This is a genomic window from Bacillus sp. Brlt_9, assembly GCF_051948935.1.
GTDB lineage: Bacteria > Bacillota > Bacilli > Bacillales > Bacillaceae_G > Bacillus_A.
Map to the genome: position 1 here is coordinate 240600 of NZ_JAYJLO010000002.1, position 16515 is coordinate 257114.

The following is a 16515-nucleotide window of genomic DNA, read 5'->3' on the forward strand; positions in this document are numbered from 1 at the left end:
AAGGAGAGCAGGATGAGCTATGATACGTTTGAAACATTATTAATAGAGAAGTCAAAAGCTGTGTTTGGATATTTAATTAAGATTGGAGCAGATAGAAAAGAAGCAGAGGATATTGTGCAAGATACGTTGTACAAAGCTTTATTACTTATGGAGGAAATACCGTTAGAGCATTTAACACCGTGGCTCTTTAGAGTTGCGATAAATCAGCACCGAGATTTACACAGGAAAGAAAAAAGACTAAATCCCATTGCGATTGAATCTGTCGTTCTTATTGGTCAAAAGTCGTTAGATGAAGTGCTTTTAACAAGTGAATTACAAGGTGAGGTACAAAAAACATTGGAGACGATGACGGAGGATTATCGTCATATTTTACTGTTGAAATATGAATATGAACTATCTTATAAGGAAATTGCCATTTTATTAAGTATGAAAGAAGAAACAGTGAAAACAAGTTTGTACCGTGCAAGAAATCAATTTAAAAAATTGTATAGGAGGAGAAACGATGAGTCGGAAGGACTTTGATTTGAATATGGATGATAAGCAGATGAAGACTTTGATGAAGAGAGCAAAAAGGAAACAGTTTTTTAGAAATTTTATCATCTCAATCTTTGCATCTACTTTAGTGATTATTGGATCTTTCACTTTAATAGTATATTTAAAACAAAAAAACTTTAATGAGATGGAAAGAAGAGTATTTGCAGAGCAAACTGTAAAGGGTCCCAACATAAAGTTTTATTCTCACAGAAAATTAAATATGGGTTTAATGAGCGACTCTATTATGTATAGTTCATATAAAAATATTTCGGGTCAACCAGTTAAGTGGATAGATGAAATATATGAATATGATGTGTGGGGATATATGTCAAGAAGTCATAATGGAAATATGCATTTAGAGGAAGAGCGATTTAATGTAGACGCAGCTGAGAAATTGCCGGATTACAATATACAAACGATGCAACGCGAAATGAGGTTTTACTTGCCTTTCACGAAATATAAAAATTACGTGAATGATTTAAAACAAATTGGGGATTTGAAAAATAAAGTTGCGGAAGTGTCCCTATCGTTTGATAAAGCGTATACGATGGATGAAATTATGGGAATACTACCAAAAAATGTACAACCAGTTTGGTTTTGGGTTGATACATATGATGAAAAGAAAGCGGATAAATATGTTGGCTTAATAGACTCAACAGGTGCAGTTTTAAATGCGATAATGTCTAATCGGGTTTATGGATTTACGGGAAGTCATGCAAAAAAAGAAGAGGAAATGAAAATGGATTTTGAGAGGAATTCAAAAGAATTTATAGGAGCAATGAAAACATTAGCAGAAGATGAACGATATATGGATGATGCGAAAGATTCGTATAAAGAAATAAAAAACACGAAATCAAAAGACCTACCAATATACGGTGTAGTTGTAACAGGCAAAACAGAGGATTTACAAAGTTTACAAGGGTCACCATATATTAAGGCTGCTGTTAGAGGTGTAACAGTTGAGAAATATTGATCACAAGAGATTAATGTGAATAATCAGAAAATTTATGTTATAATATGGGAAAAGGAGGTTCATATGAGGCAAATACATGGAGCAATTTATATTTACATAACAATATTTTTCGTGGCGATATCCTATGGATTAGGGCACGTGTATTCGCATCCTATACTAACTTTTTTAAGCGGAGCATGTATGGCGTTTGCGCTTCTTGTCCACCTTTTCTCAGTTTGGATCGTGAAATTTCAATTAAATATTAGTGAAATAGAAGAAGGCACTTTTTGAGTGGCCTTCTTTTTTTAATAATATTTTGGAAGTTCTCGTAGCAATTTTTCAATTTCGTATTCTGTTTCTTTACATATAGACAGTGTACGTAGTCTGAAAAATAAGCTGCATAAGAAAGATTTTATATTTCCGTATAGAAACTCGTATGATTCAATATGTAATGTTTGTTTTTGGAAGGGTAATTGAGCTACTAAATCATGAAGGGCTAATATGAGTGTTTCTTCCTTTAGACCACGTTGTAGCATTGCGACAATTGGATAAACGAGACGCTCGTCTTCTTCATATTGGTAGTAAATCGAATGGACACAAACTTTGTTTAATAAAGTTTGTAATATTTCTTCGTAATGTAAAGTTTCCAGTTTAGGACTACGAACAAGCGCTTCAAATGTATCGGAAGCATGAGCGATACTATGTGCCCAGCCGTGGTCTTGCACATATCCGCGGAAATCATGCTCGTGGTTCATATATATAATTAATTGATCTTTTACAGTTAAAATATCATTCTGTGATAAGAAATTATATTTTGTATCAGCATCAATAATGAGCGCGATTAATAATGTTGAAAATGCGCGGGTAAATACCGCATCTTCGTCATCCGAATGAATGTTATACAATAAATATTTTTCGCTAATGCTTTCTAATAATAATTTCTGTAAGTGTGTATGTGAAATGTAGTCTTTGTTGATGAGATGATAAAAAGTAGAGTAAATAAGTTTGTCTCTTAAATAGCTATCGGTCACACCGATATGCTCAAGCATATTGGAGCTTAAAGAATCAATGTTAAGAGTATTATCCATTATGTAATTATTATTACGAATGTCTTCTAACTGTTTTTGTAACATATAAACCTCCTATTTTAGAAAATTCTGTATTTTTTATAATATAATAAGAGGAAGAAATAGACAATAAATAAGTGCTTTTGAATGGAGGGGCATGATGAAGAGAGTATTATTCTTTTTTATTACTATTTTCTTTTTAGGAAGTTGTTCGATTTGGTATGTTACTTTTTCTAGCGAGAGCAAAAGTTGGATGGGACAATATAAGGGCCATATTAAGGACGACAGTGAAGATGGAGTGTTTACGTTTCAGTACAAGGGTGGAGATGGGAATACAGAATTTAAGAATTTAGAGATTGCTATTAATGGAGTCTTTAGCACAATGACACAAACGTCAGAAGTTCATAAAGGAGCAAAGGTTGAAATGAAATCTTCTTGTGTCAGTTGTGCGCCTCTATCTAAAGATGAACCGATAGAGGTTGTGATTAAATGGGATGATAAGTATGAGGAGAAGATGGTGTTAAATTTGAAATAGTAGAGAAATAGAAAAAGGCAGCAATCACGCTGCCTTTTTTCTTATTTCACAAATTGTAATTCTTTCGGGAATTTCGTTAAAATTTCTGATCCGTCTTTTGTGATGTAAATATCATCTTCAATACGAACGCCACCTACGTTTGGTACGTAAATACCAGGCTCGATTGTGAAGACCATACCTTCTTTTAATGGAGATTCGTTACCAGCTTTTACATCTGGATATTCGTGGACGCTAATTCCAAGTCCGTGACCAAGGCGGTGCGGGAAGAAGTCGCCGTAACCTGCATCTGCGATAACAGAACGAGCTGCGTTATCGATTGCGCCAAGTGTAACACCTGGTTTACATGCTTCAACTGCTTGCAATTGTCCAGCAAGTACAGTGTTGTAAATGCGAGTTTGTTCTTCAGAAAGGTCGCCGAATGCTACTGTACGTGTAATGTCAGAGCAGTAACCGTCAATGATTACGCCTAAATCAAATAGTACGAAGTCGCCGCGTTTCATTTTGTTTGCACCTGGAATACCGTGTGGAAGAGCAGAATTTGCACCTGCTAATACCATCGTATCAAATGACATTTTATGTATGCCTTTTGTTTTTAATTCGTGTTCAATAATTGCTAATACTTCTAGTTCGCTACGATCTTCTTTAATTGCATTTACACCAACTTCAACAGCATAGTCTGCCATTTTAGCTGCTTCGCGTAAAATAGAAAGTTCTTTTTCATCTTTAATTAAACGAAGTTCACGAACTTTCTCTTCAGCTGATTTGAAAGCTGCATTTGGGAATAGTTTTGTTAATTCTTCGTAACGTTCTACGTTTAAATGTTCTTTTTCAATCGCAACTGCGTTTGCATTGATACCGCGGTCTTTAATTGCTTTTGCAATCATATCCCATGGTCTGTCAGTATCAGTAAATCCGATAATTTCATGTGCCCAGCCAGCGTTACGTGCTTGGCCTTCTTCCATTTTAGGGCAAATTAAAATAGGTTCTTTTTCTTGGAATACAAACATACCAAGAAGTCTTTCGTGTGGTTCACAGTGGAAGTTTGTCATGTAGAAGACGTTTGGTGTAGAAGTTAAGAACGCAGCTTCTACGTTTTTTTCTTTTAGCCATTGCATTAAATTTTCTAATCTAGCATTCATCGATTGGCACCCCCGAGATATTTAATTACAAATATAACTTTAACTCGGAAGAAAGCGTTATGACAAGTAAATAGATGTTAGAAAAGACAGGGAATTGAAAAATCATGTAGAATAAAAAGTGAGAATGTGAATAGGGGAGGAATGTAATAATGAAAGTATCTTATCATGGGCATTCAGTTGTAAAGATTGAAACGAATGGAAAAGTAATTTTAATTGATCCATTTTTAACAGGCAATCCGAAAACAGATTTAAAGGCTGAAGATGTAAAAGTAGATGTGATTCTTTTATCGCATGGACATGGTGATCATGTTGGAGATACAGTAGAGCTTGCGAAGAAAAATAACGCAGTTGTTGTGGCACCGTTTGAACTAGCGACATTTTTAAGTTGGCAAGGTGTGAATACACATCCGATGCATATTGGTGGTTCGCATGAATTTGACTTCGGAAAAGTGAAATTTACACAAGCATTCCACGGTTCTAGTTATATTGATGAAGAAAATAAGACGATTACATATACAGGCATGCCAGCGGGTATTTTATTTACAGCAGAAGAAAAAACTATGTACCATGCAGGAGATACTGCTCTATTCTCTGATATGAAATTAATTGGGGAATTAAATAACATTGATGTAGCATTTTTACCAATTGGTGATAACTTCACAATGGGACCAGAAGATGCTGTTTTAGCAGCGAAATGGATTCAGGCGAAAACTGTTGTGCCGATGCATTACAATACGTTCCCAGTAATTGAACAAGATCCATATCAATTTGTAGAAAAGCTACAAAATTGTACAGGGAAAGTATTAGAAGCTGGAGAAAGTATTACACTATAGAAAAGAAACCCTTCATTTGAAAAGACAAGTGAAGGGTTTTTTACGTGTGTAGGACAGCTTGTAAAGGTTGTACTTGTTTTGATGATTCTTTTCTTTTTGGAAGTGGCTGTTCAGGTGTTTCATTCAATTCCATTGCAACTCTTTTCCCGTCTACGAAAGCTAAAAATACAGCACCTACAACTTCTAATAATTTTTTCATCATGTATTCGCTCCTTTGTTTCATTTCTTGTCTTCATTGTATATTGGAGCGGCTGGACAAACTATCGAACGAGATGACAATACCATTACATTGTTGTAATGGAAGCAGTGGTGTAATGTAAGGCGTATTTTGTTATAAAAAAAATAGTACAGATATATAAAGAGAGAGTGTAACAGTTTTGAAAATATAGTATACTGAAAATACAACACATGAAGAATTTAGGGAAAAGAAAGTATGGTGAAACCATTTGGCTACCAAGCATAACCAAATTTTAGAACATATTAATAGCCTGCCAGTAGGGCATAAAATTTCTGTAAGGCAAATTGCAAAAGATTTGAGTGTAAGTGAAGGGACAGCTTACCGTGCAATTAAAGATGCAGAAAATAAAGGATATGTTAGTACGATTGAACGTGTCGGAACAATTCGAATTGAACAAAAGAAGAAAGAGAATATTGAAAAGCTGACATACGCTGAGGTCGTTAACATTGTCGATGGTCAAGTACTTGGGGGCAGAGAAGGATTACATAAGACGTTAAATAAATTCGTAATCGGGGCAATGAAATTAGAAGCGATGATGCGCTATACAGAAGCAGGAAACTTACTTATTATCGGTAATCGTACGAATGCACATCAATTAGCGCTAGAAGCTGGAGCTGCGGTGTTAATTACGGGCGGATTTGATACGGAAGATCATGTGAAGAAATTAGCAGATGAATTAAAACTGCCGATAATTTCAAGTAGTTACGATACATTTACAGTTGCAACGTTAATTAACCGTGCGATTTACGACCAGCTTATTAAGAAAGAAATTGTACTCGTTGAAGATATTTTAACGCCAATTGAAGAAACGTTATATTTAAAGCCAAATGATACAGTGCAGCAATGGCATGCGTATAATGAAGAGACGATGCACGGAAGATATCCGATTGTTGATGAAAATAAAAAAGTATTAGGTATTGTAACTTCAAAAGATATGATTGGTGTTGCGAAAGAAACACCAATTGACAAAGTAATGACAAAGCATCCAATTACGGTAAATGGAAAAATGTCTGTCGCAGCTGCGGCACGTATGATGGTGTGGGAAGGTATTGAGTTACTTCCAGTTGTTGATGAAGGAAATAAATTACAAGGTATTATTAGCCGTCAAGATGTACTTCAGGCGTTGCAAATGATTCAGCGTCAACCACAAGTTGGGGAAACAATCGATGATATTGTAACGAATCAATTTATGACGCCGAAAGAAGCAAAAAATGAACATCTATATCAATTTTCAGTGACACCACAAATGACGAATTCAATCGGAACGTTATCTTACGGTGTATTCGCAACGATTGTGACGGAAGCAACGAATCGCGTTATTCGTGCGCAAAAGAAGAGTGATTTAATTGTTGAGAACTTAACAATTTATTTCGTAAAACCAGTTCAAATTGACAATGTTGTATCGGTCCATCCGAAAGTATTAGAAATTGGACGTAAATTTGGTAAGGTGGATGTAGAAGTACATCATGAAGGTAATGTTGTCGGGAAAGCATTACTTATGGTGCAGTTGATCGATAAATAAAAAGATGGAGCAAGCCGCTTTGGTTTGTTCCATTTTTTTTAAGAACGCTACAGTAGGGAGTTTGTAAATTTAGTTAGCAACTGAATCTATCACGTTTTGCTTCATATTTATAAATAGGGCACGCAATCACTTGAAGATGCTTGAACAATAATTGTGGAGGTGTCGAATGGGAGTAATAGTTCTCTTTTTAGGGGTAGTATTTGCAATAACTTTTCATGTGTTAACACATAGAAGAATGGATGCAAATAAAAAGAAATTGTATGTAGTAAGTTTGGTTTTTGCTATTATTTGTTCCTTTATCCCTACAACTGGAGAAAATAAGAGTGATTTTCTTTACTTTGGTATACCAGCAGAAAATTTCATTTATTATGGCGGATGGGAAATTTCTTTTAATCCATTAGGCTTTTTTGTTAACTTTATTTTGTTTTATTTGGTTTTGAAATTATTATTTAAGCTACGCAAGAGTTTGGGTAGAGAAGTGAACAAATAGCAGGATATGTATTGGTACGGATAGAAAATTGGTGATTAGTCGATAAGGAGTTTAAGCTACTAATTACTACTATGCTTCACTATACGAACTAGGGGGATAGGAATGGATTTTTACACTAAAAAACAGTTATGTAAGCAATATAAATTAAATAGTCTTACGGAAGTTTCATTGTTGCATGGGGGAGAAAATCAAACATATATATTCGAATCGGACAAAAATAAATTTGTAGTGAGGCAGTATAGAGAAGGACGTTATACAGCCGAGCAAATAGAAGCTGAAATACATTGGTTAATAGCGATGCGAAAACAAATGTTAGTACCAGAAGTAGTTGCAAATAAAAATGGTGATTGGATCACACCTATTATGAAAGATGAGAGGAGTATTCAGTATTTTGTTGTCTTTAGGTTTATAAGCGGAAGTGAAATTTTAGAACCAAGGGATAGGGATTATGAAAAACTTGGGTCATTCATGCGCATGTTTCATGAAAAAACAAATGAAGTGCTCAAAAGAGTGCCGCGAACTTGGATAGGTTACGAAAGGCCTATATATAGTGAGAAAAAGATAATCCACGAGCCTTTACAACAATTACTACATGCTTCATTTCTATCGCATGCGGATAAGCATAAATGCATGAAAATCGCAGAAAGAATACAAGAACTCACAAATTCAACTCAACTAGGAGAAAAACAATTTGTTCATGGGGATATGCATTTTGGTAATGTTCTTGTAGACAAAGAGGATTGGTATTTACTTGATTTTGATGAATGTGGATTTGGGTATAAAGAGTTTGATATTGGTGTTCCAAGATTACATTTAATTGCTTCGGGACAGTTAGAAGACGTATGGGGGAATTTCATGATGGGATATGGGGAAAATATTTCGGAAGCAACCATTCGACTTGGGACTGCTTCGAGAATTTTTTATATGGCGGGAAAGATTCCGTTAAGACTTGATATCGAACCTATTAGAAAAGATCCTGGCGCTTTTATTCGGCGATATGTTCAATATGCTGAAAAAGAGTTATGTGGAGAAACAGTTATATAAAGAAAAGACAGAATAGTAATTCATTTAGGTTATATATTATGGTATGATTATATTGTAAGAAAATGGATTTCTGGAAGGTGGTATGCATTATGTCATCAACAGTACTCTTTTTTGGTAGTATCGCACTATTTTACTTTCTTGTGATGATACCGATTCAATATTTATACTTACAAGGTTTACATGAAAAAAAGAAAAAAACAGGATTATCTCAGCGAGAGCTATATGAAAAAATGTCTTTTGGGGAAGAACAATTACACCTTCATGTGCAAGGCAACCCATTCAATATCCCTTCTGCGTTTGTTGCATATATGATTTTAAAAGTTAGAGGACGTAAAAAAGCATCATAATGTTGATGCTTTTTTACGTTTCTTCAGGCAGATTCAGCTTCTTCCACTGCTAATGGTAAGAAATATTTATATTGGCGAAATCCATTAAATATACTTGCACTACCAAATAAAACAAATAAGACACCAACGATAATACGAGCGGTTGAAAGGTCTAAAAAGAATTGGTTTATCCCGAAGAATAAGACGAATGAACCGAGTGCCATTGCAGATTTTCCTGAGAGCCAACCTTTCTCCATTGGGCGGTTTGTACGAAAGTATTTTGTTTTGTAGAAGAGGTACAACATAAATGAGACGATAATACAGAAGACTAATACTGGCATAATGCACACTCCCATCGCTTTATGAAAAATAATAGTGGAGAAAAAAGAAATATCTAAACTTTCTAATTTTTATTATAAAGCAATTGTTCGCATGTATGAAATACTTTCCGTTATAATGGAAGATAAAGTGAAGAAGTTGAGTGAAAAGGAGATTATACATATGCATGAGCAAATTTTAGGAGCTATTAAAGAGTTTGATACAATTATTATTCACCGTCATGTACGTCCAGATCCAGATGCGTTAGGTTCACAGGGCGGTCTTAGTACAATTCTACAAGAATCGTTTCCAGAGAAAAATATTTATACGGTTGGGTACAATGAACCGTCACTAGCATACTTACGAGTAATGGATGATATTGAAGATAGTGTATATGAAAATGCACTTGTTATTGTATGTGATACTGCGAACCAAGAACGTGTTGACGATCAACGCTACGCAAAAGGGAAGATGTTAATTAAAATTGACCATCATCCGAATGAAGATCCGTACGGAGATATTACGTGGGTAGATACGACAGCAAGTTCTACAAGTGAAATGATTTATGAGTTTTACAGTTATGGAAAAGATAAAGGATTACAGATAACGAAAGAAGCAGCTCGTCTTATTTTAGCAGGTATTGTTGGGGATACAGGTCGTTTCTTATTCCCGAATACAACAGCAAAAACACTTCGTTACGTGAGTGAGCTTGTTGATATGGATGTGAAATTCACAGATTTATACAACGAAATGTATAAGACAAAAGAAAAGATTGCTCGTTTAAACGGCTATATTTTACAAAACTTTACGATGGTAGAAGAAGGAGCAGCTTACATTAAATTAACGAAAGAAGTATTAGAAAAGTTTGATGTACTTCCTTCTGAGGCATCTGGTGTTGTTGGAGCACTTGGTAATATTGATGGATTAAAGGCGTGGGTTCTATTTTTAGAGGAAGATGACGTGATTCGTGTTCGTCTTCGCTCAAAAGGACCAGTGATAAATAAATTAGCAATGCAATATAACGGTGGAGGACATCCGATGGCTTCTGGTGCAAAAGCATCTTCTTGGGAAGAAGCGGATCGTCTTTTTGCTGATTTACGTGAGCTGTGTAGATAAGAGATTATATATGAAAACGAAAAGAAGGAGTGGCGCTAAAGCCCTCCTTCTTTATTTTTCTTTCTCTATCGTAATGCTAATTTCAAGCACTGTATCAAAAGATATCGTATCGACTTTAAAACGGTATAGCCGATCGTAATGTTTGTACGTCTTGTTTTCAATTACCTTTTTGAGTAGGTCTTTATTTTTTGCGATACTTTGTATGTTCTTCGTTAAAAGATGCTGGAGGTCATTATGGATAGATGTAGTCATATTTTCGAGTGTAAGATTGTCTAAATCGTATTTTTCTCGATTTATAAGTTTTATTTTAATCTCTTGAATGGTTAAGAGCCGTTTATTTTCAGTATTCAATTTTTCTTGATCTTCGAGAAGGACGTGGAGCTTTGCTTCTTGTTTTTCGATAATTTCTCTTTGTTCTGCTATTTTACTAGCTTGTTCTTCTTGAAAAACACCGTATATGTACAAAAAAATAAACCAGCTCAACACGCCTCCAACAGCAGCGCCAGCTAAAACTAAATACCATCTTTTTGCTGTATTGGCACTTGGTACTCTCATACATGTTCCTGCGTTAGCCATTTAATAATAATAAGACCGGTTTGCATACCACCCGTTGCGAAAAAAATAAGGAGAATTTGTTTTACGATATCTTTCATATCCCCGCCAAAGAAACTTCTTTCAAAACTATAAAAAGTATCAAATGTTCCGCCAATCGCTGCAACGAGTGCCCAAATTCTTAAATTTTGGGCGAATTGATTAATGTAAGTTAGAGTTGGTTTTCCGATAAGAAATGCACCAAATCCACCAATTAATGAACCGCCAAGTATAACCCCAAAGGCAATAAAATAACTAATAATAAGCAGAGAGAAAAAAGTATGTTCTCTTACATCCATCGTCATTCCCCTTTCTTCTTCATATATATGGACAAAGTATAAGAAGTATGTTTTGATTTCCGCTTTCCTCTTCACCTATAATAAAAGTAGTCAAATAGGTAAAGAGAGGGTACAACAGTGAAGTTTGTGCATTTACAATGTCAAACCGTTTTTAGTTTATTAAAAAGTGCTTGTAAAATTGATGAACTTGTAGTTAGGGCGAAAGAGCTCGGTTATTCATCACTTGCTATTACGGACGAAAATGTTATGTATGGCGTTATTCCGTTTTATAAAGCATGTAAGAAACATGGTATACATCCTATTATCGGCTTAACAGCTGCTATTTTTAGTGAAGAAGAAGAAAAGTCTTATCCGCTTGTCTTACTTGCTGAAAATGAAATAGGTTATCAAAATTTATTAAAGATTTCTAGTAGCATTATGACGAAGTCAAAAGAAGGTATTCCTAAGAAATGGCTTGCACATTATGCGAAAGGATTAATTGCTATTTCACCAGGTAAAAATGGGGAAATAGAACAATTATTATTAGAAGACAAAGAGAGTCAAGCTGAAGAAGTAGCTCGCATGTATCAAAGTATGTTCGGTAATTTTTATATGAGTTTACAGCATCATGCGATTCAAGATGAACTGCTTCTGCAAGAGAAATTACCTGAATTTACGAGTAGGATAAATATTCCAGTCGTTGCAACAAACGATGTACGCTACATTAATCAAAGTGACGCACTTGTTCATGAATGCTTATTATCTGTTGAAAGTGGAACGAAAATGACGGATCCAGATAGGCCGAGGCTGAAAACAGATCAATATTATTTAAAATCATCAGATGAAATGGAAGCACTATTTTCTCACGTAGAAGAAGCGATTTATAACACAGTAGAAATTGCAGAACGTTGCAGAGTAGAAATACCGTTTCATGTAAATCAATTACCGAAATTTCCTGTTCCAGCTAACGAGACGAATGATATGTATTTACGACGTGTTTGTGAAGAAGGATTGGGGAAACGTTATGGTACGCCGAAAGAAGTACATATAAAGCGTTTGAACCATGAATTAAACGTGATTTCTAGTATGGGATTTAGTGATTATTTCCTCATCGTATGGGATTTTATGAAGTATGCGCATGAAAATCATATTTTAACAGGACCAGGCCGTGGATCGGCGGCTGGCTCACTCGTTTCTTATGTATTAGAAATTACAGATATTGATCCGATTGAATACGATTTATTATTTGAAAGATTTTTAAACCCCGAACGTGTGACACTTCCAGATATTGATATCGATTTTCCAGATATAAGACGTGATGAGATGATTCGGTATGTGAAAGATAAATATGGTCAGCTTCGTGTTGCTCAAATTGTAACGTTCGGGACGCTGGCAGCGAAAGCGGCAATTAGAGATATTGCGCGTGTGATGGGGCTTCCGCCGCGAGATATTGATATATTCTCAAAACTTATTCCATCAAAGCTTGGTATAACGTTAAAAGATGCATATGAGGAATCGCAATCACTCCGTGAGTTTATACAAGGGAATCTTTTGCATGAGCGTGTGTTTGAAATTGCAAAACGTGTAGAGGGCTTACCACGTCATACGTCTATTCATGCAGCTGGCGTTATTATGAGCCAAGAGCCATTAACCGGGAGTGTTGCGATTCAAGAAGGGCATAACGATGTGTATGTTACGCAATACCCAGCTGATGCATTAGAAGAACTTGGGTTGCTCAAGATGGACTTTTTAGGATTACGTAATTTAACGTTACTTGAAAATATTATAAAGTTTATCGTGAAAAAAACGGGAACACAAATTGATATAAGAAATTTACCACTTCAAGATGAAAAAACGTTCCAATTGTTAGGTAGAGGGGATACAACAGGTGTATTCCAGCTTGAATCAGGTGGTATGCGAAATGTACTTCGCGGGTTAAAGCCGAATGAATTTGAAGATATTGTCGCTGTTAACTCGTTATATAGACCAGGACCGATGGAACAAATTCCGACCTTTATTGAATCAAAGCATGGAAAAAGAAAAATTGAATATTTACATCCGGACTTAAAGCCGATTTTAGAAAGAACATACGGTGTAATCGTATACCAAGAACAAATTATGCAAATTGCATCGAAGTTAGCGGGATTCTCGCTTGGAGAAGCAGATTTATTACGCCGTGCAGTGAGTAAAAAAAATCGTGATATTTTAGATCAGGAACGTAAGCATTTTGTGCAAGGTTGTTTACAAAATGGTTATGACGAGACATCTGCGGAGAAAATTTATGATTTAATTGTAAGATTTGCAAATTATGGTTTCAACCGAAGTCACGCGGTAGCTTACAGTATGATTGGATATCAACTTGCCTACTTAAAAGCGAATTATCCGCTGGAATTTATGACGGCACTATTGTCGAGTGCAATTGGAAATGAAGATAAGATTGTGCAGTATATACGAGAAACGAAGCGGAAAGGTTTTCACGTTTTGCCGCCATCTCTTCAGAGAAGTGGTTACAATTTCCAAATAGAAGGTAATGCGATACGCTACAGCTTACTCTCCATTCGAAACATCGGAATGGCTACAGTGACAGCATTAATCGAAGAACGAGAGAAAAAAATGTTTGAAGATTTATTTGAATTTTGTCTTCGCATGCCGTCAAAGTTTGTAACAGAGCGAAATTTAGAGGCGTTCGTCTGGTCTGGATGTTTTGACGATTTTGGTGTTTCGAGAACGAATTTGTGGAAAAGCCTTAAAGGAGCGGTAGAGTACGCAAATCTTGCACGTGATTTAGGAGATGCTGTTCCAAAATCAAAATACGTACAAGGAGAAGAGCTCTCATTTATTGAACAGTTAAATAAAGAAAAGGAAGCACTAGGTTTTTATTTATCAAGCTATCCGACAGCGCAGTATGTGAAGTTAGCGAAAGAATTAGAAATTCCATCTCTCGCTCAGGCGATGCGACATAAGAAAAAGGTACAAAGAGCGATCGTGTATATAACAAGCGTAAGAGTGATTCGTACGAAAAAGTTGCAAAAGATGGCGTTTATTACATTTTGTGATCAAAATGATGAAATGGAAGCAGTTCTTTTCCCTGAAACGTATATACATTTCTCAGATAGGTTACAAGAAGGAGCAATTGTTTTAGTTGACGGCATGATTGAGCTTAGAAATCATAAGTTGCAATGGATTGTAAATGGACTATATCCGTTAGAGGAAATGGATGTGTATGAAGAAAAAAAAGACGCATCTGTTTACGTGAAATTGCCGTCTCAATATGAGAAAAAGTTGTTAAATCAGGTTACTAAAATATTGTTTGACTATTCGGGTTTTGCGAAAGTACTAATTTATTATGAAAAGGAACATAAAATGGTACAATTATCTCGAAGTTTATCGATTCATCCAAGTGAAGAATGTTTAGGAGCACTTCGTGAAATTGTCGGGGAAGAAAATGTAGTTGTGAAAATATAATGGACAATTTCCCTACACTTCGATTATTATAGTAGTAGTGTTCGTGGTCAGACCACTTGGAGAAATTGATATCAGCTAGAATAATTTGAGGAGAGTGGATAGTTTGTCAACACTTCGTGAAGAAGCACTTCACATGCATAAAGTGCATCAAGGAAAATTAGAAACTGTATCAAAAGTAAAAGTAGAAAATGCAAAAGATTTAAGTCTTGCATATTCTCCAGGGGTTGCAGAACCTTGTAAAGAAATTTATGACGATAAAAGTAAGGTATATGAATATACGATGAAGGGAAATATGGTAGCAGTTGTGACTGATGGAACAGCTGTACTTGGTCTTGGTAACATTGGACCTGAAGCATCTCTTCCAGTAATGGAAGGTAAAGCTGTACTATTCAAGAGCTTTGCTGGTGTAGATGCATTCCCAATTGCCTTAAATACAAACGATGTAGATAAAATCGTTGAAACTGTAAAATTAATGGAGCCAACTTTTGGCGGCGTTAACTTAGAGGATATCGCAGCACCAAACTGCTTCATTATTGAAGAACGTTTGAAAAAAGAAACGAATATTCCTATCTTCCATGATGATCAACACGGAACTGCTATCGTAACAGTAGCAGGTCTTGTGAACGCGCTAAAACTAGTTGGAAAGAAAATGTCTGACATTAAAGTTGTCGCAAATGGCGCAGGTGCAGCAGGTATTGCAATTATTAAACTTTTATATCGCTATGGTGTACGCGACATTATTATGTGTGACCGTAAAGGCGCGATTTACGAGGGGCGTCCTACAGGTATGAATCCGGTGAAGGATGAAGTTGCAAAATATACAAATAAGAATCGTATCGAAGGTTCTTTAGCTGATGTTGTACAAGGTGCGGACGTATTCATTGGTGTATCTGCAGAAGGTGCATTAACAGAAGAGATGGTTCGTACAATGAATGACGATGCAATTATTTTCGCAATGGCGAATCCAGTTCCAGAAATTATGCCAGAATTGGCAAAAGCAGCGGGCGCAGCTGTTGTTGGAACAGGTCGTTCTGACTTCGCAAATCAAGTAAATAATGTACTAGCGTTCCCTGGTATTTTCCGCGGTGCACTTGACGTACATGCGACACAAATTAATGAAGAAATGAAGATGGCAGCTGTACAGGCTATTGCTGAGCTTGTAGCAGAAGATGAGTTAAATGCAGACTATATCATTCCAGCACCGTTTGACGCGCGTGTAGCGCCTCAAGTGGCATCTTACGTTGCGAAAGCTGCAATGGAGACAGGAGTAGCTCGCCGTCAAGTAGATCCAAATGAAGTTGCTGAGAAAACAAAACAATTAGCGCTGATTGGTAAAGAATAAGCGAGGAATTTCCATTGACATCATCAAATACAAAAGTATATCTCGAAATTGTAAAAAAAATCCGTTCCATTATGGAAGAGGATGGATTGGTAGCGGGGGATCGTTTGCCGTCTGAGCGTGAGTTAAGTTCACGTTTAAATGTGGGGCGTTCCTCTGTAAGAGAAGCGTTGCGTGCTTTAGAACTGGTAGGATTAATTGAAACGAGACGTGGTGAAGGGACGTTTATTCGAAACTTTTACGATAACGGTCTTGTACAATTGATTGCTCCGTTTTTGCTGCAAGATGAGAAAACAATTCGTGATTTATTACAAACAAAACGATTGCTTGAGAAAGATATGATTCGAGTTGTATGTAATTTACCGAAAGAAACGTTTTCTAAAGTGCTAAGTAAATTACATCAAGTGCTTGAAGGAAATGAAAATTCGATTCCGACGCTTCATCAAACGTTCTTTAAAACACTTATTGAACAAGTCGATAATTATTTACTATATCGCATTTGGATGATCGTAAATGATTACGTATCAACTCTTTCTTGTAAAGTTTCAGGGGATTCTATCGATATGTATAGAAAGCTTTACGCTACTTTGGAAGGAAAACAAGAAAATGATGCATTAAAAATTTACGATGAATTAGTAGAGAATATACAGTTTCACTCGTAATGTATAAAATTTGTCGAAATGACCATGACACGTTATGACAAACATTCTATCGCGTAGCGGTTAAAG

Annotated in this window: 19 protein-coding genes; 13 read left to right on the forward strand and 6 right to left on the reverse strand. The window is 35.8% G+C overall.

Annotated features, from left to right (window positions below):
- Nucleotides 1-12: 12 nt before the first annotated feature.
- The 3 genes from VF726_RS07495 (at nucleotide 13) to VF726_RS07505 (ending at nucleotide 1777) form a co-directional block, all read left to right on the forward strand.
- Nucleotides 13-522, forward strand: a complete 510-nt coding sequence (locus VF726_RS07495; protein WP_262740131.1) for an RNA polymerase sigma factor — start codon at nucleotides 13-15, stop codon at nucleotides 520-522.
- Nucleotides 503-1507 (forward strand): anti sigma factor C-terminal domain-containing protein, encoded by a 1005-nt coding sequence (locus VF726_RS07500; RefSeq protein WP_440167117.1) that lies wholly within the window; start codon nucleotides 503-505, stop codon nucleotides 1505-1507. The genes VF726_RS07495 and VF726_RS07500 overlap by 20 nt, the downstream gene beginning before the upstream one ends.
- A 63-nt stretch (nucleotides 1508-1570) precedes the next feature.
- Nucleotides 1571-1777: a hypothetical protein gene (locus VF726_RS07505; protein ID WP_048544386.1), complete on the forward strand. Its 207-nt coding sequence runs from the start codon at nucleotides 1571-1573 to the stop codon at nucleotides 1775-1777.
- A gap of 14 nt (nucleotides 1778-1791) precedes the next feature.
- On the opposite strand, the gene VF726_RS07510 is transcribed toward VF726_RS07505, so the two are convergent.
- Nucleotides 1792-2619, reverse strand: a complete 828-nt coding sequence (locus VF726_RS07510) for a DUF2785 domain-containing protein (protein WP_440167120.1) — start codon at nucleotides 2617-2619, stop codon at nucleotides 1792-1794.
- A 94-nt stretch (nucleotides 2620-2713) separates the two neighbouring features.
- On the opposite strand from VF726_RS07510, the gene VF726_RS07515 reads away from it, so the two are divergent.
- Nucleotides 2714-3088, forward strand: a complete 375-nt coding sequence (locus VF726_RS07515; protein ID WP_440167123.1) for a hypothetical protein — start codon at nucleotides 2714-2716, stop codon at nucleotides 3086-3088.
- Between the two features lie 41 nt (nucleotides 3089-3129).
- Here VF726_RS07515 and pepQ read toward each other — a convergent pair whose 3' ends face one another.
- Nucleotides 3130-4227: a Xaa-Pro dipeptidase gene (gene pepQ, locus VF726_RS07520; RefSeq protein ID WP_060632512.1), complete on the reverse strand. Its 1098-nt coding sequence runs from the start codon at nucleotides 4225-4227 to the stop codon at nucleotides 3130-3132.
- 149 nt (nucleotides 4228-4376) lie between these two features.
- Between pepQ and VF726_RS07525 the strand changes: the two genes are divergently transcribed.
- Nucleotides 4377-5060, forward strand: a complete 684-nt coding sequence (locus tag VF726_RS07525) for a metal-dependent hydrolase (protein ID WP_440167125.1) — start codon at nucleotides 4377-4379, stop codon at nucleotides 5058-5060.
- Between the two features lie 40 nt (nucleotides 5061-5100).
- Here the strand turns inward: VF726_RS07525 and VF726_RS07530 are convergent, their stop codons facing one another.
- Nucleotides 5101-5262, reverse strand: a complete 162-nt coding sequence (locus VF726_RS07530; protein ID WP_440167127.1) for a hypothetical protein — start codon at nucleotides 5260-5262, stop codon at nucleotides 5101-5103.
- A gap of 244 nt (nucleotides 5263-5506) precedes the next feature.
- On the opposite strand from VF726_RS07530, the gene VF726_RS07535 reads away from it, so the two are divergent.
- The 4 genes from VF726_RS07535 (at nucleotide 5507) to VF726_RS07550 (ending at nucleotide 8701) form a co-directional block, all read left to right on the forward strand.
- Complete coding sequence (locus VF726_RS07535; protein WP_098545481.1) at nucleotides 5507-6820, forward strand: CBS domain-containing protein; 1314 nt, start codon at nucleotides 5507-5509, stop codon at nucleotides 6818-6820.
- 166 nt (nucleotides 6821-6986) lie between these two features.
- On the forward strand, nucleotides 6987-7310 hold the full coding sequence (locus VF726_RS07540) for a hypothetical protein (protein WP_440167130.1): 324 nt from the start codon (nucleotides 6987-6989) through the stop codon (nucleotides 7308-7310).
- A gap of 102 nt (nucleotides 7311-7412) precedes the next feature.
- A complete protein-coding gene (locus VF726_RS07545; RefSeq protein ID WP_440167132.1) occupies nucleotides 7413-8354 on the forward strand; it encodes a phosphotransferase enzyme family protein in 942 nt (313 codons plus the stop codon).
- Between the two features lie 89 nt (nucleotides 8355-8443).
- The gene (locus tag VF726_RS07550; protein ID WP_431172373.1) at nucleotides 8444-8701 is read left to right on the forward strand and encodes a DUF3949 domain-containing protein; all 258 of its coding nucleotides are present in this window, start codon (nucleotides 8444-8446) and stop codon (nucleotides 8699-8701) included.
- Between the two features lie 23 nt (nucleotides 8702-8724).
- On the opposite strand, the gene VF726_RS07555 is transcribed toward VF726_RS07550, so the two are convergent.
- The gene (locus VF726_RS07555) at nucleotides 8725-9021 is read right to left on the reverse strand and encodes a YtpI family protein (RefSeq protein ID WP_440024982.1); all 297 of its coding nucleotides are present in this window, start codon (nucleotides 9019-9021) and stop codon (nucleotides 8725-8727) included.
- Between the two features lie 160 nt (nucleotides 9022-9181).
- Here VF726_RS07555 and VF726_RS07560 point away from each other — a divergent pair, with 160 nt between their 5' ends.
- Nucleotides 9182-10114 (forward strand): DHH family phosphoesterase, encoded by a 933-nt coding sequence (locus VF726_RS07560; RefSeq protein WP_098880534.1) that lies wholly within the window; start codon nucleotides 9182-9184, stop codon nucleotides 10112-10114.
- Between the two features lie 51 nt (nucleotides 10115-10165).
- Here the strand turns inward: VF726_RS07560 and ytrI are convergent, their stop codons facing one another.
- Together ytrI and VF726_RS07570 are read right to left on the reverse strand one after the other, a co-directional pair.
- The gene (ytrI, locus tag VF726_RS07565; RefSeq protein ID WP_001265736.1) at nucleotides 10166-10669 is read right to left on the reverse strand and encodes a sporulation membrane protein YtrI; all 504 of its coding nucleotides are present in this window, start codon (nucleotides 10667-10669) and stop codon (nucleotides 10166-10168) included.
- Nucleotides 10666-11079, reverse strand: coding sequence for a YtrH family sporulation protein (locus VF726_RS07570; RefSeq protein ID WP_002003648.1), 414 nt, complete (start codon nucleotides 11077-11079; stop codon nucleotides 10666-10668). The genes ytrI and VF726_RS07570 overlap by 4 nt, the downstream gene beginning before the upstream one ends.
- Nucleotides 11080-11121: 42 nt before the next feature.
- On the opposite strand from VF726_RS07570, the gene dnaE reads away from it, so the two are divergent.
- From dnaE to VF726_RS07585, 3 genes are all read left to right on the forward strand, one after another.
- The gene (gene dnaE / locus VF726_RS07575) at nucleotides 11122-14448 is read left to right on the forward strand and encodes a DNA polymerase III subunit alpha (protein WP_440167136.1); all 3327 of its coding nucleotides are present in this window, start codon (nucleotides 11122-11124) and stop codon (nucleotides 14446-14448) included.
- Nucleotides 14449-14581: 133 nt separating this feature from the next.
- Nucleotides 14582-15790, forward strand: coding sequence for an NAD(P)-dependent malic enzyme (locus VF726_RS07580; protein WP_166703035.1), 1209 nt, complete (start codon nucleotides 14582-14584; stop codon nucleotides 15788-15790).
- A gap of 14 nt (nucleotides 15791-15804) precedes the next feature.
- Nucleotides 15805-16449 (forward strand): FadR/GntR family transcriptional regulator, encoded by a 645-nt coding sequence (locus VF726_RS07585; RefSeq protein WP_440167138.1) that lies wholly within the window; start codon nucleotides 15805-15807, stop codon nucleotides 16447-16449.
- Nucleotides 16450-16515 lie beyond the last annotated feature (66 nt).